Consider the following 23767-nt stretch of genomic DNA (forward strand, 5'->3'; position numbering starts at 1 on the left):
GACGAGGAGGAAGCATGCCCGCCGCCCCCGGCACCGCCCCCGACCTGGCGCACGAGCGCGTCGACCACCGTTTCAAGGCCCTGCCCCCGGACGCCGAGGGCCTGACCGTCGGCGAGCTCGCCGCCCAGCGCCGCAACCTGTTCACCGGCGGCTTCACCACCCCCGTCCTCGCCCTCTCCGCCGAGTCCGTCGAGCACAACCTCCGGCTCCTGGAGAGCTACGCGGAGCGCCACGGCCTCGCCTTCGCCCCGCACGGCAAGACCTCGATGGCCCCGCAGCTCTTCGACCGCCAGATCGCGCACGGCGCCTGGGGCATCACCGCCGCCGTCCCCCACCAGGCCCGCGTCTACCGCGCCCACGGCATCGCGCGGATCTTCCTCGCCAACGAACTCGTCGACGCCGTCGCGCTGCGCTGGCTGGCCGCCGAACTCGACGCCGACCCGGACTTCCGCTTCGTCTGCTACGTCGACTCCGTCCGCGGCGTCGAGCTGATGGACGCCGCCCTCACCGGGGCCGGCGCCCGCCGGCCGGTCGACGTCGTCGTCGAGCTCGGCGCCGGCGACGGGGCGCGCACCGGCGCCCGTACGGAGGCGGACTGCGCCGCCGTGGCCGACGCCGTCGCCGCCGCCCGCACGCTCCGGCTCGTCGGCGTCGCCGGCTACGAGGGCGAGGTCCCGCAGGCGGACCAGGACCGGGTCCGGGCCTGGCTGCGCAGGCTCACCGCCCTCGCCGCCGAGTTCGACAAGGCGGGCCGCTTCGACCCGGCCGCCGGCGAGATCGTCGTGAGTGCGGGCGGCAGCGCCTGGTTCGACACCGTCGCCGAGGTCTTCGCCGGGATCCCCGAGCTCTCCCTGCCCGTCCTGAAGCTGCTCCGCTCGGGCGCGTACGTGTCCCACGACAGCGGCCACTACCGCACGCTGACGCCCTTCAACCGGATCCCCGGGGAGGGCGCCCTGGAGCCCGCGTTCCGGCTCTGGACGCAGGTCGTCTCCCGCCCCACCGCCGCGCAGGCCTTCACCAACGCCGGCAAGCGCGACGCCGCCCACGACCTCCATCTTCCCGAGGCCCAGGTCGTCCGCGACGCCCGCACCGGTGAGATCCGCCCCGCCGACGGGATCAGCGTCACCGGCCTCTCCGACCAGCACGCCTGGGTGCGCACCGAGGAGGGCGCCGACCTGGAGGTCGGCGACTGGCTCGGCATGGGCCTGTCCCACCCGTGCACGTCCTTCGACAAGTGGCAGCTGATCCCGCTGGTCGAGGCGGACGGCACGGTCGTCGACTACATCCGCACCTTCTTCTAGGAGAGGCAGGGCAGCAGCCATGGACCTGGTCTTCCGCGACGCCGAGGTCGTCGACGGCAGCGGCGGCCCCTCCTACCGGGCCGACGTCGCCGTCGACGGCGGCCGGATCGCCGCGATCGTGCAGGAGGGCGCGGCGGCCGGCTGCCAGCGGCCCACCGCCCGCCGCATCGTCGACGCCGAAGGCCTCGCCCTCTCCCCCGGCTTCATCGACATGCACGCCCACAGCGACCTCGCGCTGCTCCGCGACCCGGACCACAGCGCGAAGGCCGCGCAGGGCGTCACGCTGGAGGTGCTGGGCCAGGACGGGCTGTCGTACGCGCCGGTCGACGACCGCACCCTCGCCGAGGTGCGCCGGGCGATCACGGGCTGGAACGGCGACGGCTCCGGCCTCGACCTCGACTGGCGCACGGTGGGCGGGTACCTGGACCGCCTGGACGGTGCGCACGGCGGCCGCGGCATCGCGGTCAACGCGGCGTACCTCGTCCCGCAGGGCACCGTCCGGATGTACGCCATGGGGTGGGAGGACCGCCCCGCGACGCGGACCGAGCTGGACCGCATGCGGCAGCTGGTCGCGGAGGGCCTCGAAGAGGGCGCGGTCGGCATGTCGTCGGGCCTGACCTACACCCCCGGGATGTACGCGCCCGACGCCGAACTCACCGAGCTGTGCCGGGTGGTGGCGCACTACGGCGGCTACTACTGCCCGCACCACCGCTCGTACGGGGCGGGGGCGCTGGAGGCGTACGCGGAGATGGTCCGGCTCACCCGGGACGCGGGCTGCGCGCTGCACCTGGCCCACGCGACGATGAACTTCGGCGTGAACAGGGGAAGGGCCCCGGAACTGCTGTCCCTCCTGGACGAGGCCCTGGCCACCGGCTCCGACATCACCCTGGACAGCTACCCGTACACCCCCGGCTGCACGACCCTCGCCGCCGTGCTGCCGAGCTGGGCGCACGAGGGCGGCCCGGAGGCGCTGTCGGCCCGGCTGCGGGACGAGGAGACGGCGGAGCGGATCCGGCACCAGCTGGAGGAGCTCGGCTCGGACGGCTGCCACGGGGTGCCGGTCGCGTGGGACACGATCGAGATCTCGGGCGTGACGGATCCGGCGCTCGCGTCCTGGGTCGGCCGCCGCCTCCCCGACTGGCCCGCCGCCCGCCGGCTGCTGCTGGAGGACCGCCTGGGCTCGACCGTCCTGCAGCACGTGGGGCACGAGGAGAACGTCCGCGCGATCATGCGGCATCCGGTCCACACGGGCGGCTCGGACGGCATCCTGCAGGGTGCGAAGCCGCATCCGCGGGCGTACGGGACGTTCCCGGAGTACCTGGGCCGCTACGTCCGCGACGAGGCCGTCCTCACGCTGGAGGAATGCGTCGCCCACCTCACCTCCCGGCCCGCCCGCCGCCTCCGCCTGCCGGACCGGGGCCTGGTCCGCGAGGGATACGTGGCGGACCTGGTGCTGTTCGACCCGGCGACGGTGGCGTCGGGGGCGACGTACGAGGCCCCGCGCACCCTCCCCGTGGGCATCCCCCACGTCCTGGTCGCCGGCCGGTTCGTCATCGAGGACGGCCGGCGCACCCAGGCCCTCGCCGGCCGCGCCGTCCGCCGGACCCCGGCCGGCTGACCGCGGCCCGGCCCCTGTCCGCCCCGGCGCGGGCAGGGCCCGCCGGGACGCGCCCTCAGCCCGCCCGCCGCGCCCGTTCGTCCGGTGCCGGGCGCGGGGCGGCGGGCGTGACCGGCGCGGCCGGCGCGTGCGGCGGCGGCCAGGGCTCGCGGCGCAGCCACAGCGCGCCCGCCGCCAGGGCCAGCCCCGTCAGCGCGAAGCCGTACCAGGGCGTGTGGCCGGAAGGGGCCGTCTCGTAGGTCAGGGCGGCACAGAGCACGGCGAGGTACCGGCCCGGGCGCGTGTCCCACGCGACCGCGGCCACCGCGCACGTCCCCCACAGCGCGTACCAGGGCTGCACCATCGGCGACAGCGCCACGAGCGCGAGCAGCGAGAGCCCCAGGGCAAGGACCACGTCCGTGCGCCCCTGCCAGACCCGCCGGGCCAGCAGCGCGATGAGCCCGAGCGCCACCAGCAGGCCCAGCTTCTGGACCGCTCCCTTCACGGGCTCCGGGTCGTCCCCCGTGAGCAGTCCCAGTCCCAGCCCGACGTCGCTCGTGAGCGACAGCGCCGTGTGGATGGTCCCCGCCACGCTCTGGGTGCGGAGCCAGCCGAAGCCCGTGCCCGCGACGAGCGTCGCGCCCGCCGCGACGGCGGCCGCGACGGCCCCCGGCAGCAGGCCCTTGAGGAGGCCGCGTGCTCCGCCCGTGCGCCGCGCGACCAGGACGCCGACGAAGAGCAGCGCCACCGCCGCCGGCGACTTGACCATGACCGCGAGGCCGATGAGGACGCTCCCGGCCACCCACCGCCCGCGCACGGCGAGCAGCAGGCCCGCGAGCAGGAGACCGGTCATGAGGCCGTCGTTGTGCATGCCGCCGACGACGTGGACGAGCAGCAGGGGGTTGAGCGCCGCGAGCCACAGCGCGCCGGGCCGCCGATCGCCGCCGAGGCCGCGTACGGCCCACACGATCAGCGCGAGCGCGGCGAGCGCGAGCAGGCGCATGCCGAGGACTGCGGGGACCACCGCGCCCCCGGTGAGCTTGACGACCGCCTGGGCCAGGACGAGGAAGACCGGTCCGTACGGCGCGGGGGTGTGCGTCCAGTGTCCGCCGACGCTCGCGGCCGCGTCGGCCCCGAGGTCGCCGGGGCCGAGGACGGCCGGCCCGGCCCCGTACACGTCGTGGCCCTCCAGGACCATCGCGCCCTGCGCGATGTAGCTGTAGACGTCGGCGCTGTACACGGGCGGGGCCAGGACGAGGGGGGCCACCCACCATCCGAGGGTGGTGACGACCCGGTCGGCCGCGCCGGCCGCGAGCAGCCGCCCGTACTGCCACCACGCGGCGATCAGCAGGGTCAGGCCCAGGTACGCGAGCACCGTCCCGGCGACCGTCACGCCCGGGCCGTGCGGCTCCCACAGGCCCCGGCCGCCGCGCACGGGCAGGGTCCCGGCGGCCCAGCCGCCGACGGTGACGGCGAGCGATCCGATCGCGCCGAGCCACCGGCATCCGGCGGTGCTGAAGACCCACATGACGGGACAACCTATCCTGCGGCCCCGCCGCGCCCCTCGGCCGCTTACCTCTGCTTCTTCTTGGCGCCCGGGGCCGAGCCCGACCTTCCCGGGTGCTGCGGGGACGGGCTGGTGGTGGGCGTGGCGCCGGTGGACGTGGCGGCCGCCGGGGCGGCGGCCGTAGGCGCCGGGGCCGTGCTCGCGGCTCCCGAGGGCCGGGCCGGGTGGGCGGAGGCCGTCGGCCCGGGGGACTCCCCGTCCCCGTCCGGGGCGCCCTCGTCCCGCTGGATCAGCGCCGGCATCCCCGGATGCCCCTCGTCGACGGCCGGAGCCGGCCCGGCCGGTCCGGAGTCGAGGGACGTCATGGCGGCGAGGACGCCGATCACCACGACGGCGCCGCTGCCGATCGTCCAGAGCGGGCCGGGGCCGCGTCGCTTCGACGCATGCCGGCGGCGGGATCTCGGGGGCTCGGCGCCCCCCGTGTCGTACTGGCTCACGAGCCGTGATTGTAGGGAGCACGACAGCCGGTCGACGACCTGGGTCACACCCGGCCGGGTGTCCGACGTGTCCCAAAACACGGAGCGTCCGGCACGGCGCCGCCGTAAGCTCTCGTCATGCAGGTGATCCAGTCCACGAAGCTCGCCAACGTCTGTTACGAAATCCGGGGTCCGGTGCTCGAGGAGGCGATGCGGCTGGAGGCTGCCGGTCATCGCATCCTCAAGCTCAACACGGGCAACCCGGCCGCCTTCGGCTTCGAGTGTCCGCCGGCCATCCTCGAGGACGTGCTGCGCAATCTCGCCGGGGCGCACGGCTACGGCGACGCGAAGGGCCTGCTGTCGGCCCGGCGCGCGGTGATGAGCCACTACGAGACCAAGGGCATCCATCTGTCGGTCGAGGACATCTACCTCGGCAACGGCGTCTCCGAGCTCATCCAGATGGCGATGCAGGCGCTGCTCGACGACGGCGACGAGGTCCTGGTGCCCGCCCCCGACTACCCGCTGTGGACGGCCTCGGTGTCGCTGGCGGGCGGTACGGCCGTGCACTACCGCTGTGACGAGCAGGCGGACTGGATGCCGGACCTGGCCGACATCGAGCGGAAGATCACCGATCGGACCAAGGCGATCGTGATCATCAACCCGAACAACCCGACCGGCGCCGTCTACGACGACGAGATGCTGCGCGGGCTGACGGAGATCGCCCGCCGGCACGATCTGGTGGTCTGCTCGGACGAGATCTACGACAAGATCCTCTACGACGGCGCGACCCACACCCCCACCGCCGCCATCGCCCCCGACCTGCTCGTGCTCACCTTCAACGGGATGAGCAAGAACTACCGGGTCGCCGGTTTCCGCTCCGGCTGGCTCGCGGTCTGCGGCCCGAAGGCGCACGCCTCCTCGTACATCGAGGGCCTGACGATCCTGGCCAACATGCGCCTCTGCGCCAACATGCCGGCCCAGCACGCGGTGGCCGCCGCCCTGCAGGGGCGCCAGTCGATCGAGGACCTGGTGCTCCCCGGCGGCCGGCTCCTGGAGCAGCGGGACGTGGCCTACGACCTGCTGACCCAGATCCCCGGCGTGACCTGCGTGAAGCCGAAGGGCGCGCTGTACCTGTTCCCGCGGCTCGACCCGAGCGTCTACAAGATCAAGGACGACCGGCAGATGGTCCTGGACCTGCTCCGGGCCGAGAAGATCATGGTCGTCCACGGGACGGGCTTCAACTGGCACGAGCCGGACCACTTCCGGATCGTGACCCTGCCCAACGCCCTGGACCTCGCGGAGGCCGTGACCCGGATCGGGAACTTCCTGGACGGCTACAGCCAGCACTGAGCCGCACCCGGGGACCTGTGCGGCGCCTTCCCGACGCGCCGGCCGCGACTCCCCGGACCCATTCTTGACCCGCTCTTTTCAGACGTGGCACAAATTTAGATTGAATCCAAGCTAGGATGCCTCCAGAGCTATCGCAGGAGGCCGTCCCCATGTACGAACCGATCCGCACCAAGTCGGTCCACCGGACGGCCGACGACGACCGGACCACGTTTCCGCACCGCTCCCGTGAGGAAGAGCTGGACATCCAGCTCGCCGGCCACCTCGCCGCCCTGCTCGCCGTCACCGACGAGCTCGGCGACACCGAGGCCGGCGAGCTGATCGCCCGGCAGGTCGCCCGGCTGCGTGGCGCGCCGCCGGCCCGCCACGCGGGACTCAGCGGCTCCTCCGCCGAGGCGCTGCACCACAAGGCCCACGCGCTCGCGGGCCGCGCCCTGGTCGTCGCCGCCTCCCGGGCCGACACGGCCGCCGCGATCCTCGCCGCCGAGCGCATGGACGCGCACACGGCGGCCCTCGCCGGCGACTCGCTGGTCGGCACCCCCTGACGGCCCCGGTCCGCGCGGCCACGACACCGCGCGGACCGGGCGCCACCCACCCCTGACCGCCCCCGGGCCCCGTCGCCGGTTCTTCGCCGATCCCGAGGTCGTGAAGGCCCTGGCAGCCAGGGGCCTCACCGCACGGACGGCGACCTCCGGGTCCTGGGACATGGAGGAACTGCCCCTCAGGGGCTACGCCTTCGCGTTCCCGTCCGCCAAGGGGGGCTGCGGTGGACCGCTCCGCACCGCTGCTGCGCAAGCTCATCCCCGGGGGCGCCGAGGGAGGCCCCCGGACGTGCGCCGGCCCCCGGAGCCGTGAGGGGGCTCCGGGGGCCGGATGCGTCGTGGCGGGCCGTCGTGACCCCAGCTGGTCAGGGCGGAAATCGGGGCAACCCGCCACGAGTTCGTGGTGCCGTCAGGGCATCAGCCCAGGCGCTCGACCAGCGCGCGGTACTCGTCCCACAGCTCCTTCGGAGTGTGCTCGCCGAAGGTCTCCAGGTGCGCGGGGACCAGGGCGGCCTCCTCGCGCCAGACGTCCTTGTCGACGGTGAGCAGGAAGTCCAGGTCCTCGTCGGCCAGCTCCAGGCCCTCGGTGTCCAGGGCCTCCTTCGTCGGCAGGACGCCGATGGGGGTCTCGACGCCCTCGGCCTTGCCGTCGAGGCGCTCGACGATCCACTTCAGGACGCGGCTGTTCTCGCCGAAGCCGGGCCAGACGAACTTGCCGGCGTCGTTCTTGCGGAACCAGTTCACGTAGTAGATCTTCGGCAGCTTCGCCTGGTCCGCGTCGGCGCCGACCTTGACCCAGTGGGCCATGTAGTCACCCATGTTGTAGCCGCAGAACGGCAGCATGGCGAAGGGGTCGCGGCGCAGCTCGCCGACCTTGCCCTCGGCGGCGGCGGTCTTCTCGGAGGCGACGTTCGCGCCGAGGAAGACACCGTGGTTCCAGTCGAAGGACTCGGTGACGAGGGGGACGGCGGAGGCGCGGCGGCCGCCGAAGAGGATCGCGGAGATCGGGACGCCCTTGGTGTCCTCCCACTCGGGGGCGATCGTCGGGCACTGGCCGGCCGGGACGGTGAAGCGGGCGTTCGGGTGGGCGGCCGGGGTCTCGGACTCCGGCGTCCAGTCGTTGCCCTTCCAGTCCGTGAGGTGGGCCGGGGCCTCCTCGGTCATGCCCTCCCACCACACGTCGCCGTCGTCGGTGAGCGCGACGTTGGTGAAGACGGAGTTGCCCCAGAGGGTCTTCATGGCGTTGGCGTTGGTGTGCTCGCCGGTGCCGGGCGCGACGCCGAAGAAGCCGGCCTCGGGGTTGATCGCGTAGAGGCGGCCGTCCTCGCCGAAGCGCATCCAGGCGATGTCGTCGCCGATGGTCTCGACCGTCCAGCCGGAGATCGTGGGCTCCAGCATGGCGAGGTTGGTCTTGCCACAGGCGGACGGGAAGGCGGCGGCGACGTACTTGGCCTCGCCCTGCGGCGGCGTCAGCTTGAGGATGAGCATGTGCTCGGCCAGCCAGCCCTCGTCGCGCGCCATGACGGACGCGATGCGCAGGGCGTAGCACTTCTTGCCGAGCAGGGCGTTGCCGCCGTAGCCGGAGCCGTAGGACCAGATCTCACGGGTCTCGGGGAAGTGCGAGATGTACTTGGTGGAGTTGCACGGCCACGGCACATCCTCCTCGCCCTCCTCCAGGGGGGCGCCGAGGGTGTGGACGGCCTTGACGAAGAAGCCGTCGGTGCCGAGCTCGTCGAGGACGGCCTGTCCCATGCGGGTCATGGTGCGCATGGAGACGGCGACGTACGCGGAGTCGGTGATCTCGACGCCGATGGCGGAGAGCGGGGAGCCGACCGGGCCCATGCAGAAGGGCACCACGTACATGGTGCGGCCCTTCATGGAGCCGCGGAAGATGCCCTTCTCGCCGGCGAAGATCTCCTTCATCTCCGCGGGGGCCTTCCAGTGGTTGGTCGGGCCCGCGTCCTCCTCCTTCTCGGAGCAGATGAAGGTCCGGTCCTCGACGCGCGCGACGTCGGTCGGGTCGGAGGCGGCGTAGTACGAGTTCGGGCGCTTGACCGGGTCGAGCTTCTTGAAGGTCCCCTTGGCGACGAGTTCCTCACAGAGGCGCTCGTACTCGGCCTCGGACCCGTCGCACCACACGATGCTGTCGGGCTGGGTGATCTCGGCGATCTCGTTGACCCAGGACACGAGTTCCCGGTGCTGGGTGGGGACGGTGGAGGGAGCCGCGTTGTCGCGCGCCACGATTGCTCCTTGAAGAGGGGTTTTTTAGATGTATGCCCCTTGGGGGCTGCGACCCGGATGCGTCGTAGGCGCTCATCCGGTGCCGACCGCACTCATTTGATCATCCGATGCTACCGCCCATATGTCCAGAGGGCCTCACACGTGAGCATCGCCACTCATATCCGGTGCTTACGATCGCGTAGGTAGCATGCGGGTCCATGACTGCAGCGACGCCGGACCTCCCCGCCACGGATCAGCGCCCCGCGCCGGCACTCCTCGTGAAGCCCCGGCTGAGGGGCTGGCTGCACGCCGGAATGTTCCCCGCGGTGATCGTCGCGGGCTTCGTTCTGGTCGCCCTCTCGGACACGCCCCGGGCCCGGATCGCCTGCGGGATCTACGTCCTCACCGCCTGCCTGCTCTTCGGCATCAGCGCCCTGTACCACCGCGGCGACTGGGGACCGCGCGGCGAGGCCGTACTGCGGCGCCTCGACCACGCCAACATCTTCCTGATCATCGCGGGCACGTACACCCCGCTGACCCTGCTGCTGCTCCCCGACTCCACCGGCCGGCCGCTCATGTGGGCGGTGTGGGTGGCCGCCGGCGCCGGCATCGCCTTCCGGGTCTTCTGGGTCGGCGCCCCTCGCTGGCTGTACACGCCCTGCTACATCGCGATGGGCTGGGCGGCCGTCTTCTTCCTGCCCGACTTCCTGCGGGCCGGCGGCGTCGCCGTCCTCGTCCTGGTGGTCGTCGGCGGACTGCTCTACAGCGCGGGCGGGGTCATCTACGGCCTCAAGCGCCCCAACCCGTCACCTCGTTGGTTCGGCTTCCACGAGGTCTTCCACTCCCTCACCCTCGCCGCCTTCATCGTCCACTACATCGGCATCTCGCTCGTCGCGTACCAGCACGCCTGACCTGCCTGAGCAGGCACAATGACGGCCATGCCCGTCAATCCCGAGCGCCCAGGCCTGCGCGAGCGCAAGAAGCTCAAGACACGCGCCGCGATCCGGAAGGCCACCTACCGGCTCGTGGCCGAGCAGGGCTACGACGCGACCACGATCGACCAGATCGCCGCCGCGGCCGAGGTCTCCCCCTCCACCGTGGTGCGCTACTTCCCGGTCAAGGAGGACATCCTCCTCACCGACGACCAGGACGAGCTCATGCTCGCCCGGCTGCGCGCCCGCCCCGCCGGCGAGGAGCCGCTGGAATCGCTGCGGGCCGTCGTCCTCGACGCGGTCACCGCCGCCCTCGCCCGCGAGCCGGCGGAGACCCGGCTGCGCGCCCGGCTCGTCGTGGAGAACCCCGCCGTCCGGGCCCGGCTCACCGAGACCACCGCCGAGACCGGCCGGCTACTCTCCGCCGCCGTCGCCGAACGCACCGGCCGCTCCGCCGACGCCCTGGAGGTACGGGTGTTCACCGCCGCGGTCCTCGGCGCGCTGCGCGAGGCCACCGTGTACTGGGCCGGACACGGGGGCGCCGACGCCGATCTCGTACCGCTGCTCGACCGGACCGTCGACACCCTCAAGACCGGTCTGACGCTCCGCTCCCCCGGCCGAGCGCGCCCCTGACCACCTCGCCCGACAGCGGGTTCTCCGCACACCCCCACACCCCGTGCGGGCAGTAGTCGGTGAAGGTCTGGTACACCGGCCGGTACCGCGCGAACCAGTCCAGCATCCCCCGTACGTACGCCGGGTTGTCCCCGTTGCGGAACAGTCCCCACTCCGGGAACGACACCGGCTTGCCGTGCTCCTCCGCGAACCGCACGTGGAAGGCGAGCCCGTAGTCCTCGGTCAGCTGCTCCTCGAACGAGACCCCGGCGGGCTGGTCGTAGGCGTCGAGGCCGATGATGTCCACCACGTCGTCGCCCGGGTAGCAGCGCGGCCAGGCGACCGCGTCGAGCCCGCGGCTGGGCGTGAAGTCGAAGCGGAAGCGCTGCCCCGGCACCGCCCGCAGCACCGACACCACCCGCCGCCAGTACGTCTTCCAGCTCTCCGGATCCGGTCCGCAACGATGGCTGTACGTGGTGCCGTTCATCTCCCAGCCGAGCACCAGGACCGCGTCCGCGAGCCGGTGCGCCACGAGCCGCTCGCCCAGCGTCCGGAAGTGCCGGTCGTACTCCCCGGCCGCCCCACGGCGCAGCCCCGCCCGCACCCGGGAGTCGTCCAGCCCCTCCTCGTTGCGGTCGAGCAGCGGCACGTTGAGGACGAACAGGCGCCCCGGCCGCTCCTCCTTCCACCGTGCCCACGGCTCGAAGAGCGCCGGATGCCCCTCGATGTTCGACCAGCGGTCGCCCGGCAGATACGTGTGCCCGACGGTCAGCGGCTCCCCGCCGAGCCACTTCTCCACCTCGGCGATCCGCCGCACCCCGGCCTCGTCGGAGCCGGTGAAGAACCCCGAGGCGACCCCGGGCAGCGGCACGGGCCCGGTCCGCTCCGCGCTCCGCCGGCCGCCCGGCGCGAACCGCTCGTACGCCAGGGCGAGCACGAGGACGGCCGCGAGCAGCACGGCCAGTGCCACCCGCGGCCAGGTCAGTAGGGAGCGCACGTCAGCTGGTCCAGAACTCCCACCACCGGGTGAGGATCAGCATGCCGATGATCCCGATGTGCAGCACCGGCAGCGCGAACGTGAAGTCGCCGAGGAAGTTCCGCACCCCGGCCGGCGCGGGCAGCAGCCCGTGCCGCACGTTGTGGGCGGTGACGTACCAGAACATGGTGATCGTGGCCGTCCAGGCCAGACAGCACCACAGGCACAGCGCGTTGATCTCGTACAGCGACTGCTGCATCAGCCAGGTGCAGAAACCCACGCCGAAGAGCATTCCGGCGTTGAGCCCGAGCCAGAACCAGCCGCGGTAGCGGGCTCCGGCCAGGAGCCCCGCGCCGACGGCGACGACGGCGGCGTAGGTCACGAGACCGAGCATCGGGTTCGGGAAGCCGAACACGGCGGCCTGCTCGCTCTTCATGATGTTGCCGCAGGACACCACCGGGTTGAGGCTGCATCCCGGCTGGAAGCCCGGGTCCTCCAGCAGCTTGAACTTGTCGATCGTGATGACCCACCCGGCCAGCACCCCGGCCGCGCCCGTCACGACCAGCATCCAGGCGAAGGCCCGGCTCGCGCCGGTCCCCGCTCCGCCCGCCCGCTCGTCCTCCTGCTGCCGCTGACCCGGCACTCCGCCCCGTACGTTCACCGTCGCCATGAGGCCACCCCTGCCCGTCAGCCCTGGATCCGGCTCACCGGCACCGCGATGTGGCCCGAGTTCCGCACGACCTCGTCGGCGGAGATGAACGCCCTGAGGCGGTCCTCGGCGACCGGCACGCCGGGCGCCGCGTCCGGCCACGGCACGACCGGGATCTTCACGATGACGTGGCCGGTCTCGTACGCCGCCTGCTGCCACTCCACGGGCACCTGGCACTGCGCGTTCATGAACGGCATGGTGAGCACGGCCCGCTCCGCCTCGACGAGCAGATGCGCGCCGATCCCGCGCTCCTGGCCCGCGTCGACGACGATGCCGCCGATCGGCACGCCCATTCCCTCCAGGGTCTCCCGGAGCTCCGCCTCACCGGCCTCGGGTCCGTGCAGGCCGTCCCCGGCCGAATACACCATCAGGAAGGGCGTGGCGGGCATGTCGTCGGTGGGCCCGAGGGTCCACGAGATGACGCTGAGCGTGCCCATCGAATGCGCGCTGTGCGCCGCGGACACGGCGTGGGAAGTGGTCATGGGTCCGGATGCTAGGGGACGAACACCCGCCACCCTCAGCCGAATTCACTCATTCGGCCGACATTCCGTCCGCCCGCATTTCCCCCGCAACGAACCGGGGTTTTCCTCGTTGTGCCCAGAGGGCATCAGTCGACCCCAGGAGATCACTCATGATCATCCCTCGCCGCGCGGTCTTGCGTTCCCTTTTCGCCGCGGTCGTCACCGTCTTCACGGGCGGTGCGCTCACCCGCATCGCGGCCGCGCCGTCGTCCCCCGAGGACCCGCTGGTCTTCGACGAGATGTACGGCGGGCGGCACCTCCGCGGCCTGCGCGGAGGTGCCGGCGAGCCCGTGGTCCTCGTCGACGGCCGGCCCCTGCACCTCATGCGCTGCGCCGACGGCGGCTGGGTCACCCCGATCGACCACTACGAGTCCTGTCCGACGCCGCTGGCGGCCACCCGCGCGGCCGTGGACGGGCTGGGGCCCGCCCCGCTGAGCCGCTTCGCCGCCGGCCACGGCGTCCACCCGGGAGGGAGCCCGCGTGGTGTACACGCGTAAGAACCAGCGCGATCTGACGAGTGCGGAGCGGAGACGCTTCGTCTCCGCCGTCCTCGAACTCAAACGGAGCGGGAGGTACGACGAGTTCGTCCGCACCCACATCGATTACTACACCGCCGACGGCGAGGGCAAGCTGCGGGTCGCCCACATGTGTCCCGGCTTCCTTCCCTGGCACCGCAAGTTCCTGCTGGAGTTCGAGCGCGCACTGCGCCGGATCGACCCCTCGGTCACCGTGCCGTACTGGGACTGGACCCGGGACAACACCCCGGCCTCCTCCCTGTGGGGCGAGGACTTCCTGGGCGGCAACGGCCGCCGCGGCGACCTCCAGGTCATGACCGGCCCCTTCGCCTACGCCGCCGGCCGGTGGACCGTGCGCTACGGCATGACCGAGCAGCGCTTCCTGAGCCGGGACTTCGGGCGCCCGCGCGATCCGATCGGACTGCCGACGGCCGCCGAGGTCGACGAGGCGCTGCGGGAGCGGACCTACGACGCGGCGCCGTGGAACTCCACCAGCCGCTCCGGCTTCCGCAACCGCCTGGAGGGCTGGGCGCAGGGCCAGGGCAACGCCCGCTTCCAGCTGCACAACCGGGTGCACCGCTGGGTCGGCGGGCTGATGCTCGGCGGCGGCTCGGTCAACGACCCCGTCTTCTGGCTGCACCACGCCTACATCGACCTGCTGTGGTCGCGCTGGCAGGCGCGCCACCCGGGCGCCGGCTACCTCCCCAAGGACCCGCCGCCGCTGGGTGATCCGCAGTACCGCAAGGTCACCGCACTACACGAGCGCATGGGCCCGTGGAACCTGACCCCGGCGGAGCTGCTCGACCACAGCGGCGTCTACCGCTACGCATGACAGCGTCCCCCCGGCCCGCGTGCGGGCCGGGGGGACGCTCGTACGGCGGGAGGCCGAGGATCAGCCGCCGTAGCCGCCGTCGTCGTGGCCGCCGTCGACGTTCGCGCACTGGTTGCCGAAGGCCGGGTTGATCAGGCCGATGACGTTGACGGTGTTGCCGCAGAGGTTGACCGGAACGTGGACCGGGACCTGCACGACGTTGCCGGAACCGACGCCGGGCGAGTGGGCGGCGACAGCCTCGGCGCCCGAGTCGGCGACGGCCAGGCCGGCTCCGCTGAGGGCAACGGCACCGGTGCCGGCGATGACAGCGGCAGCCTTCGCGATGCGAGACATCAGGAACTCCTTGAACGTGGAAAGCGACCGCGAGAATCACGGCCACACATGTCCCTTCAACGGCGCTGGGGCCCAGGGGTCACGGCCATTGCGCCGAAAGGGACGGAAGAGAGGGGGAATCGGAGAAGATGGCCCGCGGATCACTCGTTCCACCCGCCGTCGGATACGACGGAGCGGTCCGGGATCCGCGGGCCGCGGCCATGCGACAAGCCTTCTGTTGCAACGAGCATCGACCCCGCGAGTACCGGGAAGAATCGTGTCTTCACCCGCCGGATCAACAGTCGTACAAAAGGCCGTGCGTTACGGGGCGAGGCCCAGCTGGGGATCGAGCGCACCGTTCAGCGCAGGGGTGAGGAGGCCGACCTCCGGCACTCCCAGCCCCGGGAGGCCGAGCGCGTCGCCGCGCGGCGCGTGCAGCGCGTTGCCCACGGTGGCGCCCGGGGTGACGGCCTTCATCTCGGAGCGCGGGCTGGTGACCTCGGCGGTGCCGGGCCTGCTGCCCTTGAGGAGCTCGGGCAGCGGAGCCGCGATGTCGGTCTCCGACAGGGTGCTGTCGAGGGGGATACGGGGCAGGGCGAGGTCAGGCAGTGCGCCGACGCCCTCGTGGAAGCCGGTGGGCGCGCCGGGGATCGGCGTGGGGACGCCGGTCTCGATCGACGGGGCGTCCATGGGGAGGACCGGCTCGAGACCCTGCAGCGGAACGACCACCGGGGCGTCCGCGACGGCGGAGGGCGCCAGGGCCGCGGAGGCGAGGGCGGCCGCGAGGAGTCCCAGGCCGGCGTGAGATCGCAGATTCATGTCCTGCGAACGAGTTGCGGCCTGTTTTCGTGACGGCATTCCCCTGAGTGCACCAATACGAGGCCCCCACCGGTGAGGGCGGGGGCCTCGGTTGACGGGACGTCGGCGCCGTACGTCAGTGGCGGCCGGCGCGGGCCGCCCTTCCGCCGCGCCGGTACAGCACGGTGCCGCCGCCGAGGAGCGCGACGCCGAGCGCCGCGGCTCCGGCGAGGGTCGCCGAGTCGCCGCCGGTGTCGGGGAGGTGGGGACGGTCCCCGGGACGGGAGGGCCGGCCGGGCGCGGACGGCGTCTCACCGCCCGGCCCGCCCGGGTGACCGGGCGGCGTCGGGTGACCGGGCGGACCGGGGTGCTCCCCGGGCGGGGTGCTCGGGGGCGTCGAATGGCCTGGCGGGGTGCTCGGGTGCTCGCCCGGCGGGGTACTCGGGGGCATCGTGTGACCCGGCGGAGTACTCGGGGGCATCGTGTGACCCGGCGGAGTACTCGGGGGCATCGTGTGACCCGGCGGAGTACTCGGGGGCATCGTGTGACCCGGCGGGGTTTCGCCCTCGTCGCCGTATCCGCCGGGCTCGTCGTCGCCGTAGCCGCCCGGTCCGTCGTCGCCGTGGCCTTGGGGCCCGTCCTCCCCGCCACCGACGGCGGACCGCGCCGCGCGGTGGCAGATGTCGGCGACGGCGGCAGCGACGGGATCCCCCGGGCGCCCGTGGCTCCCGCACGCGTTGCCCGGCATCGGCACCTGGCGGTGCTGTGCGCCGTCGGGCCCGGGCGAATCCCCGGTGGCGGCCACGGAGTTCACGGTCGCGGCGAAGCCACCGGTGAGCGACAGGATGCCGGTCGCCGCGGCGGTGGTGAGCACTTTCCTGCTGATGATGGATCGCATACCGCTCTTCCTCTGGGAAAGGGAGCGACCGGCGAGGATCCCCCCTCGCTCCGACGACCGGCCCGTTCCCCCGCACGCCGTCCGGGTGCGGGGGCATGGCGTGAGCGTAGGGAGACGAGAGGGGCGGAGCGCGGGGACAACACGGCGAGTGATCCGAAAATCATTCCATCGGACGTCGATGACGCGCAGAAGTGTGGCCCTGGCAAAGGGGGGATCCGCCAGGGCCTGTCACCACACGGGGGCTGGAGCGACGGTCAGCCGCCCAGCGGGCCGGCCCCGAGCGGGAGGCCCCCGAGGAGCGAGCCGCCCTTGGCGGTCTTGTTCAGCTGGGTGGCGGTGTCGGTGACGGTCTTGACGGGCGAACCGTCCGTGGTGCTGCTGAGCGCTTCCGTCGTCAGACCGCCGCTGGTGAGCGCGCCGAGTCCACCGTCCAGGCTGGTGGGCATCATCGATCCGGCGGCCATGGCGGGCGTGGCGACGCCCAGGGCCATCACAGAACCGGCGAGGGCCGCGGCAACCTTGGTGGGCTTCATGAAGAGATTCCTTCCAGTGGAGTGCAAGTCACGTGCCGTACAGGGGTGTTGGGGATTCCCCGTACGCCGTTCCACTTTCTGTAACGAGACGCGTCCTCCCCGGAAACTCCAGGAGCGGGGATTTCTCGACACTGCACCCGAACGATGAGGGCCGGTGTTATTTACCGACCATCCGCGAGGAAGGGGCGCGCAAGGGGGCGTGAAAGAAAGAAGGCGCGCCCGCCCAGGAGTCCTGGACGGGCGCGGCCCGGATTGCGGTCGGTCAGCGAACCGCCGGCGGCGTCACGGAAGGGCGCCCGTGGAGACCGGCGGTGCGGCCGGGAGGCCGTCCGTCGACGGCAGCGTGACCGGGAGATCCGGCGCGGCCGGCAGATCCGGCGCGGCGGGCAGATTCGGGACGGCCGGCAGGTCAGGCGCGGCGGGCAGATCCGGGACGGCCGGGAGATCCGGGGCGGCCGGCAGGCCGGGCAGGGACGGCAGGCCCGGGACCGCGGCTCCGCTGCCGAGCGCGGTGGCCACGACCTGGTTGACCAGCGAGGTCACGGTCGAGGCGAGCTGGGGGACGACGCCGGTCACGTTGCCGGAGGTGACGGCCGCGAGCAGGTCGGCGACCGCCTTCTGCACGGTGGCGAGCAGGTCGTCGCCCACGTCCACGGGTGCGGGCGCCGACGCCTGGGCGGCGGACGCCCGGGCGGCACCCAGAGGGGCCGCGCCCTTCGCCGCCGCGACGGCGTTCTCGATCTCGGCCTTCAGCGCGGCGGCGTCGGCCTGGAGTGCGGCCACGTCGGCCAGGGGTGCTCGGGTGCCGGCATGGGTGGCCGGGCGGGACGGTCGGTGCTCGTCGGCGAAGGCGGTTCCCGCCGTACCGAGGGTGACGGCGGCGGTTATCGCCAGGGCGGTGAGGCGGCGTGATGCCAGGGGACGCATATGTGTTCCTTTTCCTTATGCGTCGGACAACTTCTCCGCCACCGTGCCTGCGCTTATAGCGCTCCGCAACCGCGAAACTACCGAGCGCCACGACCTCGTTCGAGTGAATCCGCCCCTCTGACCTGCTCCTCCAGGGGGCGTACGCCGTTGCACGGAACGGCGCACAGGGGTGCGCCCGAACGAGTCACCAGACAGCGAGCAGACGGCGAAGGCCGGCGCACCGCCCCTTGCGGGGCGGTGCGCCGGCCTTGGAAGGACCACGATCCGGCGTGCGAGATCAGGCGTTGACGCAGGTGTTGCCGAAGGCCGGGTTCAGCGCACCGATGACGCTGACGGTGTTGCCGCAGAGGTTGACCGGAACGTGCACCGGCACCTGCACGACGTTGCCGGAGAGGACGCCGGGGGAGTGCACGGCCGCGCCCTCGGCGCCGGCGTCGGCAGCGGCGACACCGGCGGCACCGGCGACAGCGGCAGCGGCACCGACGGACAGAGCGACAGCCTTGGCGATACGGGACATGGAGAACGTCTCCTCGATCGATTTACTGCACGGACGGTTTCGCCCGGCTCCTTCAACAACGCCCGAGGATTTCATCGGTTGCTCTCCCGAACGGGTGACGTTCAACCGATCTTTGGGCCATAAGAGGGTCATTCGAGTGACCGGCAGCGGAATGGCGCAACACGCCCAACGAGGAACCCGCTTCGCGGGCACGGAAGTTAGCGTTATTGAGCATCTCATGCTTACTATCGCCCGCCGTGGGGGTTATAACGTTTCCGAACGTTGCTTCCGTCCCCGTCGCGCGTTCATCCATTTCGCGCGGACGACTCCTTCCTCGCCCCCGGTCTCCACGGGTCTTCCTCTCCTTCTCTCATCAAAGCGGAGAACCTGTATGCGGAATTCAGCGGTCGATGCCGTTCATGCCGTACGCCGGGGTCTCGTGGGTGCCGTGTCGTACGCGGCGCCGTCCGCCGTGATCCCGGCCGGCTCAGCCGTCGCTCCCCGGTCCGGCGAATCCGCCCGAGTCCCCTGCGCGCCGCGGTTCGTGGCCGGCGGCGCCCACGCGTACCCCGCCGGCCGGGCCGAACCGCCGGTGCCCGCCGGTGCCCCGGCCGGCCGGGGTCGCCCGCACGCGGGCGGGAACCTGGGCGCCGGCGGACGGAAGCCGCCCCAGGACGACGGCTGCCGGGGACCTTCCGGGGACGGCCTCGCCGGGGAATGCGGCCCGCCGAGGGGCGGCACGCACGGCGTGGTCCCCGATTCCGCGCATTCCGCGGACGACGTGATGGACTCCAGCATCACGGTTCCGGGAACAAGTCGGGCGAAGCGACTGCCCGTTCATCAGAACACCCTGGGGTACGACTCCGACGTCTTTGATCTGCGGGGGGCGCTGCGCCATGGGGCCGATCGATTCCACATCCGCCTCGGGAGCGGGAAGGACGCCGCCCGGTTCGGCGCATCCTTCCTCCGGGCGGACCTCGTCCGACGGGCGGACGCCCGCGCCCGGGAGACGCCCGGACGTGCTGCACGCGGTCCAGCCGGGTGACGGCGGGGTCGCCCGCGTCGTGACCGACCTGGTCCGCGCCCAGCTCGCGGCCGGCCTGCGGGTGGCCGTCGCCTGCCCGCCCGGCACCGGACTCGCCGCGGCGGCACGGGCGGAGGGCGCCGACACGTACACCTGGCGGGCCGGCCGCGAGCCGGGCCCGCGGCTGTTCCGCGAGACCCGCGAACTCGCCCGGGTGATCCGTTCGTCGGGCCCCGCGCTGGTGCACGCCCACAGCGCCAAGGCGGGGCTCTGCGCCCGTCTCGCGCTGCGCGGCCGGATCCCTACGGTGTACCAGCCGCACGCCTGGTCCTTCGAGGCGGTCGAGGGCACGACGGCAGCGCTCGCCCGCCGCTGGGAGCGCGCGGCCGCCCGCTGGACGGCCCGTGTCGTCTGCGTCAGCGAGGCGGAACGGCTCACCGGCGAGCGGGCCGGGGTCCGGGCGCCCTGGTCGGTGATCCACAACGGGGTGGACACGACCCGCTTCACCCCGGCCCCGGGGGCGTCCCACGTCCCCGCGCCGGGCGGCGCACCGGACGGCCCCGCGGGCTCCGCCGGCGCCACGGGCCCGGCGGCAGGCGTGCCTCACGGCCCTCTCGTCGTCTGCGTCGGCCGGCTGTGCCGGCAGAAGGGACAGGACGTGCTGCTCGCCGCCTGGCCCGAGGTGCTCGCACGGGTGCCGGGGGCGCGGCTCGTCCTCGTCGGGGACGGCCCCGACGAGGAGCGACTGCGGGCCGCCGCCGGGGATTCGGTGACGTTCGCCGGGGCGGTGGCCGACACCGCGCCCTGGTACCGGGCCGCCGACGTCGTCGTCCTCCCCTCCCGCTGGGAGGGGATGGCCCTCGCGCCGCTGGAGGCGATGGCGAGCGGCCGGCCGGTGGTCGTCGGCGACGTGGACGGGGCGCGCGAGAGCCTGCCGCCCGGCCACGAGGACCTGTGCCTGGTCCCCTCCGGGGACCCGGCCGCACTCGCCGCAGCGCTGGGCCGCCTTCTGGCCCGGCCCGCACTGCGGCACTCGCTGGGCCGGGAGGCCCGCGAGCACGTACTCAGCAGATTCGATGTGCGGCGCACCGGCGCGGCCGTCGCGGAGCTCTACCGCGAACTGGCCGGAGTGCGGTGCACGAAGCACAGAGAGCCGATCGCACAGTGACTACGGAAAGCACCGGCATCCCTCCCGCGCCCGGCCCCTGGCCCGCCGCGGGCACCCTTCAGGGCCTCGCCTCCCTCACCCCGCCGCGCGGCGACTCCGACCGCCTCGCGCTGCCGCCGCGCCGTCCGGGGCGGCTTCGGCCGACCGCGCCGCCGCTGGTGGCGGCCGACGCGCTCGCCGTGCTGCTCGCGGTCGGTCTGCTGGCCGAGGCGCACCGGCGCTGGGAGCCGGCGCTGTTCGTGACGGCCCTCGTCGTACTCCTCGACGGCCGGGCCGGGCTGTACCGGCCGACCGGGTTGCCCACGGGCGTCCTGGACGAGGTGCCCGCGCTCGCCGCCCGTGCCGGGGTCGCCTGGTGCGTGACGGCCGCCGCGGTCGCCGCGGTGGCCCCGGCGCTCGCGATCGGACCGCTGCGGCTGGGCGTCGCCTACGCGGCGCACGTCGTCGCGGTGACCGTGCTGCGCGGACTCGTGCACGGACGGCGGCGCCGCGCGGCGCGGGCGCACCCCCGGTCAGCGCTGGTGGTGGGCGCGGCGGGACCGGCGCGCCGGTTCGCGGCCGCGCTCTCGCAGCGCCCGGAGTACGGCATCCGGCCGGTCGGCGTCGTCGGCGCGCGCCCGGACGGCGAGCCGGGGCTGCCGGTCCTCACCAGCCGGGAGGAGATCCACCGGGCGGTCATCCAGAACACGGTCCGCGACGCGATCTTCCTGACCGAGGACCCGGGACTCGTGACCCTCTTCCAGCACTACGGCTGCACGACCTGGCGGATCGGCGGCGAGCCCGCCGACGGGCCGATGGGCGAGCACCTGTGGGGCTACGGCTGCCGGCGCCTGGTGCCGATCGGCGAGCGGCGCGGCCTGACCGCGAAGCGGGTGCTCGACGTGGCCCTCTCCGCGCCGGCGCTGGCGTGCGCGCTGCCGGTGCTGCTGCTGTGCGCGCTGGCCGTGCGGCTCTCGGACGGGCCCGGGGTGCTCTTCCGGCAGGAGCGGGTGGGGCAGAACGGGCGTCTGTTCACGCTGTTCAAGTTCCGTACGCTCAAGCCGGTCGACGAGACGGAGTCGGCGACCCGGTGGAGCGTCGCCCACGACCACCGGATGAGCGCCGCCGGGCACTTCCTGCGGAAGACCTCGCTGGACGAGCTGCCGCAGCTGTGGAACGTGCTGCGCGGGGACATGAGCCTGGTCGGTCCGCGGCCGGAACGCCCGTACTTCGTCGCCCAGTTCAGCCGGGTGCACGCCGGTTACGCGGCGCGGCACCGGATGCCGGTGGGGCTCACCGGACTCGCCCAGGTGCACGGTCTGCGCGGTGACACCTCGATCGAGGACCGCTGCCGCTTCGACAACCACTACATCGACCACTGGTCGCTCTGGCAGGACGTCTGCATCCTGCTGCGCACGGCGGCCGGCCTCGTGCGACCGACAGGAAGCTGACGATGGCGACGATGACGACGGCGGTGGCGGCCGTGCCGGGCGCCGGCCCGGACGTACGGGGATGGGCGCGCCGGGTGGGGGCCCTGTCCCCGGTCCTCGCCGTGATCGCGCTGCTGCTCGTGCCGGGCGGCGGGGGCGGCGCGCAGGGCGGAACGGGCGGCACGGGCACGGTCGCCGACGCCGCGTCGGGTCTGCTGGTCGTCGTCTGTCTGGTGCGGCTGGTACGCGGCGGGGCCCGTCCGCTGACCCGTGCGGCGGCCGTCGTGCTGGGCCTGCCGGTGCTCGGCGTCTGCCTGGCCGCCATCACCTCGAACGACCCGGGGGCGAGCCTGCCGGGCGTCGCCCGCTACGTGCAGATCTTCGTGCTCGTCCCCGCGGCGGTCCTCCTGTCGGTCCGCGACCGGCGGGACTTCGCCGTGGTGGCCTGGGCCCTCGTCGGCCTCGCGCTGCTCCAGGGCGCGGTGGGCGTCGTGCAGTACCTGACGGGGACCGGCGCCTCGTACCAGGGGGCGGACGTCCGGGCGGTCGGCACCTTCGGGGCGACCGATGTGATGGGCATGGCGACGGTCGTCGCCTACGGCCTCGTGATCGCGACCGGTCTGGCCCTCGGCGGCGCCGCGGGGCGCACCAGGACCGTCGCGCTGGCCTGCGCCGGCGCGTTGTTCGTGCCCCTGGTGCTGTCCTTCAGCCGGGGAGCGTGGATCGCCACGATCCTCACCTGCGTGCTCCAGCTCCTCCTGTCCGGCCTGCGCCGGGCCGGGCGGGTGGCGCTCGTCTCGGCGGCGCTCGGGGTGGTCCTGGTCGGCGGTCTGGGCATCGGCTCGGACCTGGTGAAGGAACGCGTCACCAGCATCACGCAGGTCACCGCCGCCCCCGACCAGTCGGTCACGGACCGCTACACGATGTGGGCGGCGGCGGGCCGCATGTGGCGCGCCGAGCCCCTGACGGGCGTGGGCCTGAAGGGCTTCCCCGCGTACCGCGACTCCAACGCCTCGCTGGCGCTGTCCTCGGGCAGCGACACGGCCGGCGCGGGTGCGGCCTTCGCGCGGCAGCCGCTGCTCTCGCCGCACAACATGTACCTCCTCGTCCTCAGCGAGCAGGGCCTCGTCGGGCTCCTCGCGCTCGCCGGCGGCTGGATCGCCCTCCTGGTCGCCGCCCTGCGCCGGCGCCGGCTCGGCGCGGACTGCGCGCTGGTCGCGATCGGCCTGCTGACCTGGCAGCTCGTCGACTTCTTCTACGCGGACATCGGCGGCCCCTCGACGGTCCTGATGTCCGTCGTCCTCGGCCTGGCGGCCTGGTGGTCGCTGGCGGAGGTGCGGCGTGCGTGACCCCTGGTCCCCCCTCCAGCCCCCGACGGACGCCACCGGCCCGCCGGGGCCGCCGGCCGAGCGCGGCCCGGCGCGGAGCGGGCGGCACGACGCCGGGCCGGACGCCGGGGCCCTCGCTCCTCCGGCCGGGCGCCCCGGCCACGGGCGGCTCGTCCGCGGCGTCCCGCCCGACGACGCGTGGACGGCCCCGGGCCGCGGCGCCCCGCCGCTCGACGCCCCCGCGCCGCACGCCCCGTGGGCGCCGCCGCCGTCCTCCCCCACCGAGAGCGCCGTCCCGCTCGCCGCGCACGCCGGCGGACGGGACGGCGCCGTCCCCTTCGCCCCCGGCGGGCCCCCGGGGTCCGGCCGGCTGACACCGCACGCGCCGGTCCCCGGCCCCGACGGCGGACACGGGTTCACCGGCCCGTCGGCGGCGGCCCCTCCGGCGGGCCCCGGCGACCCGTGGTCGGCCCTCCCGCCCGCGGACGCCCTGTGCGGCCTTCCGCCGAGGAGTGACGCACGCCCCCTGCCCCCCGGCGCTCCCGCCGACCGCCCGGCGCACCGCGACGCGCCGCACCCGGCCCCCTCCGCCGACCCCTGGTCGCCGACGCCGTCGGCGGACGCCCTCTGCGGGCTGCCGCCGGCCGCGGCGGGGGCGCGGATCGAGGGGCCGGGCACCCCGCACGCCGCGTCCGTCGTCGCCGACCCCTGGGCGGGCGTCGTCACCGCCGGCGTACGGGACGAGGGAGACGGCGGGTTCGGGCCCGCCGACGTGCCCGTGGACCTG

The 23767-nt window shown here is 73.7% G+C and carries 23 protein-coding genes; 11 read left to right on the forward strand and 12 right to left on the reverse strand.

Annotation, left to right across the window (positions count from 1 at the left end):
- The first annotated feature begins 14 nt into the window (after positions 1–14).
- Together ACGF1Z_RS16155 and ACGF1Z_RS16160 are read left to right on the forward strand one after the other, a co-directional pair.
- Positions 15–1301, forward strand: coding sequence for an alanine racemase (locus ACGF1Z_RS16155; protein WP_393004332.1), 1287 nt, complete (start codon positions 15–17; stop codon positions 1299–1301).
- Between the two features lie 19 nt (positions 1302–1320).
- Positions 1321–2919 (forward strand): amidohydrolase family protein, encoded by a 1599-nt coding sequence (locus ACGF1Z_RS16160; protein ID WP_393004334.1) that lies wholly within the window; start codon positions 1321–1323, stop codon positions 2917–2919.
- Positions 2920–2974: 55 nt separating this feature from the next.
- Here the strand turns inward: ACGF1Z_RS16160 and mptB are convergent, their stop codons facing one another.
- Together mptB and ACGF1Z_RS16170 are read right to left on the reverse strand one after the other, a co-directional pair.
- Positions 2975–4426 (reverse strand): polyprenol phosphomannose-dependent alpha 1,6 mannosyltransferase MptB, encoded by a 1452-nt coding sequence (gene mptB, locus ACGF1Z_RS16165; protein ID WP_393004336.1) that lies wholly within the window; start codon positions 4424–4426, stop codon positions 2975–2977.
- A gap of 44 nt (positions 4427–4470) precedes the next feature.
- Positions 4471–4902, reverse strand: coding sequence for a hypothetical protein (locus tag ACGF1Z_RS16170; RefSeq protein WP_393004338.1), 432 nt, complete (start codon positions 4900–4902; stop codon positions 4471–4473).
- A gap of 117 nt (positions 4903–5019) precedes the next feature.
- On the opposite strand from ACGF1Z_RS16170, the gene ACGF1Z_RS16175 reads away from it, so the two are divergent.
- Both ACGF1Z_RS16175 and ACGF1Z_RS16180 read left to right on the forward strand, forming a co-directional pair.
- Positions 5020–6231 (forward strand): pyridoxal phosphate-dependent aminotransferase, encoded by a 1212-nt coding sequence (locus ACGF1Z_RS16175; RefSeq protein ID WP_393004340.1) that lies wholly within the window; start codon positions 5020–5022, stop codon positions 6229–6231.
- 149 nt (positions 6232–6380) lie between these two features.
- The gene (locus ACGF1Z_RS16180; protein ID WP_393004342.1) at positions 6381–6773 is read left to right on the forward strand and encodes a hypothetical protein; all 393 of its coding nucleotides are present in this window, start codon (positions 6381–6383) and stop codon (positions 6771–6773) included.
- A gap of 414 nt (positions 6774–7187) precedes the next feature.
- Here ACGF1Z_RS16180 and ACGF1Z_RS16185 read toward each other — a convergent pair whose 3' ends face one another.
- Positions 7188–9011, reverse strand: a complete 1824-nt coding sequence (locus tag ACGF1Z_RS16185) for a phosphoenolpyruvate carboxykinase (GTP) (RefSeq protein WP_393004344.1) — start codon at positions 9009–9011, stop codon at positions 7188–7190.
- Between the two features lie 197 nt (positions 9012–9208).
- On the opposite strand from ACGF1Z_RS16185, the gene ACGF1Z_RS16190 reads away from it, so the two are divergent.
- Both ACGF1Z_RS16190 and ACGF1Z_RS16195 read left to right on the forward strand, forming a co-directional pair.
- Positions 9209–9901, forward strand: a complete 693-nt coding sequence (locus ACGF1Z_RS16190; protein WP_393004346.1) for a hemolysin III family protein — start codon at positions 9209–9211, stop codon at positions 9899–9901.
- A gap of 27 nt (positions 9902–9928) precedes the next feature.
- On the forward strand, positions 9929–10555 hold the full coding sequence (locus tag ACGF1Z_RS16195; protein ID WP_393004348.1) for a TetR/AcrR family transcriptional regulator: 627 nt from the start codon (positions 9929–9931) through the stop codon (positions 10553–10555).
- Here the strand turns inward: ACGF1Z_RS16195 and ACGF1Z_RS16200 are convergent.
- From ACGF1Z_RS16200 to ACGF1Z_RS16210, 3 genes are read right to left on the reverse strand one after another with little or no spacing between them, the layout of a single operon-like run.
- On the reverse strand, positions 10509–11531 hold the full coding sequence (locus ACGF1Z_RS16200) for a glycoside hydrolase family 26 protein (RefSeq protein WP_393004350.1): 1023 nt from the start codon (positions 11529–11531) through the stop codon (positions 10509–10511). The genes ACGF1Z_RS16195 and ACGF1Z_RS16200 overlap by 47 nt on opposite strands.
- Position 11532: 1 nt before the next feature.
- Positions 11533–12180: a vitamin K epoxide reductase family protein gene (locus ACGF1Z_RS16205; RefSeq protein WP_393004352.1), complete on the reverse strand. Its 648-nt coding sequence runs from the start codon at positions 12178–12180 to the stop codon at positions 11533–11535.
- Positions 12181–12197: 17 nt separating this feature from the next.
- Positions 12198–12701: a DUF5949 family protein gene (locus tag ACGF1Z_RS16210; protein ID WP_393004354.1), complete on the reverse strand. Its 504-nt coding sequence runs from the start codon at positions 12699–12701 to the stop codon at positions 12198–12200.
- 149 nt (positions 12702–12850) lie between these two features.
- On the opposite strand from ACGF1Z_RS16210, the gene ACGF1Z_RS16215 reads away from it, so the two are divergent.
- Complete coding sequence (locus tag ACGF1Z_RS16215) at positions 12851–13237, forward strand: tyrosinase family oxidase copper chaperone (RefSeq protein ID WP_393004356.1); 387 nt, start codon at positions 12851–12853, stop codon at positions 13235–13237.
- Entirely contained in the window at positions 13221–14087 is an 867-nt protein-coding gene (locus tag ACGF1Z_RS16220; protein WP_393004358.1) for a tyrosinase family protein, read from the forward strand. Before ACGF1Z_RS16215 ends, ACGF1Z_RS16220 begins: the two co-directional genes overlap by 17 nt.
- 60 nt (positions 14088–14147) lie before the next feature.
- On the opposite strand, the gene ACGF1Z_RS16225 is transcribed toward ACGF1Z_RS16220, so the two are convergent.
- The 6 genes from ACGF1Z_RS16225 to ACGF1Z_RS16250 all read right to left on the reverse strand — a co-directional run bounded on the left by ACGF1Z_RS16225 (position 14148) and on the right by ACGF1Z_RS16250 (position 18072).
- The gene (locus tag ACGF1Z_RS16225; RefSeq protein ID WP_376638329.1) at positions 14148–14420 is read right to left on the reverse strand and encodes a chaplin; all 273 of its coding nucleotides are present in this window, start codon (positions 14418–14420) and stop codon (positions 14148–14150) included.
- Positions 14421–14720: 300 nt separating this feature from the next.
- Positions 14721–15218 carry a hypothetical protein gene (locus ACGF1Z_RS16230; RefSeq protein WP_393004361.1) on the reverse strand — a complete coding sequence of 166 codons (498 nt, stop codon included), beginning with the start codon at positions 15216–15218 and terminating at the stop codon, positions 14721–14723.
- A 115-nt stretch (positions 15219–15333) separates the two neighbouring features.
- A complete protein-coding gene (locus ACGF1Z_RS16235) occupies positions 15334–16095 on the reverse strand; it encodes an LPXTG cell wall anchor domain-containing protein (RefSeq protein ID WP_393004363.1) in 762 nt (253 codons plus the stop codon).
- A 254-nt stretch (positions 16096–16349) separates the two neighbouring features.
- Positions 16350–16628 carry a hypothetical protein gene (locus tag ACGF1Z_RS16240; protein WP_393004365.1) on the reverse strand — a complete coding sequence of 93 codons (279 nt, stop codon included), beginning with the start codon at positions 16626–16628 and terminating at the stop codon, positions 16350–16352.
- A gap of 282 nt (positions 16629–16910) precedes the next feature.
- Positions 16911–17555 (reverse strand): hypothetical protein, encoded by a 645-nt coding sequence (locus ACGF1Z_RS16245; RefSeq protein WP_393004367.1) that lies wholly within the window; start codon positions 17553–17555, stop codon positions 16911–16913.
- 277 nt (positions 17556–17832) lie between these two features.
- Positions 17833–18072: a chaplin gene (locus ACGF1Z_RS16250; protein ID WP_393004369.1), complete on the reverse strand. Its 240-nt coding sequence runs from the start codon at positions 18070–18072 to the stop codon at positions 17833–17835.
- Between the two features lie 998 nt (positions 18073–19070).
- Here ACGF1Z_RS16250 and ACGF1Z_RS16255 point away from each other — a divergent pair.
- The 3 genes from ACGF1Z_RS16255 to ACGF1Z_RS16265 are packed head-to-tail and all read left to right on the forward strand — an operon-like array spanning position 19071 to position 23001.
- Positions 19071–20243 carry a glycosyltransferase family 4 protein gene (locus ACGF1Z_RS16255; protein WP_393004371.1) on the forward strand — a complete coding sequence of 391 codons (1173 nt, stop codon included), beginning with the start codon at positions 19071–19073 and terminating at the stop codon, positions 20241–20243.
- Positions 20240–21673 carry a sugar transferase gene (locus tag ACGF1Z_RS16260; RefSeq protein ID WP_393004373.1) on the forward strand — a complete coding sequence of 478 codons (1434 nt, stop codon included), beginning with the start codon at positions 20240–20242 and terminating at the stop codon, positions 21671–21673. Before ACGF1Z_RS16255 ends, ACGF1Z_RS16260 begins: the two co-directional genes overlap by 4 nt.
- Positions 21674–21675: 2 nt before the next feature.
- Positions 21676–23001: an O-antigen ligase family protein gene (locus ACGF1Z_RS16265; RefSeq protein ID WP_393004375.1), complete on the forward strand. Its 1326-nt coding sequence runs from the start codon at positions 21676–21678 to the stop codon at positions 22999–23001.
- Positions 23002–23767 lie beyond the last annotated feature (766 nt).

It is taken from the genome of Streptomyces sp. NPDC048018 (genome assembly GCF_043202995.1).
In the GTDB taxonomy this organism is placed as follows: Bacteria; Actinomycetota; Actinomycetes; order Streptomycetales; family Streptomycetaceae; genus Streptomyces.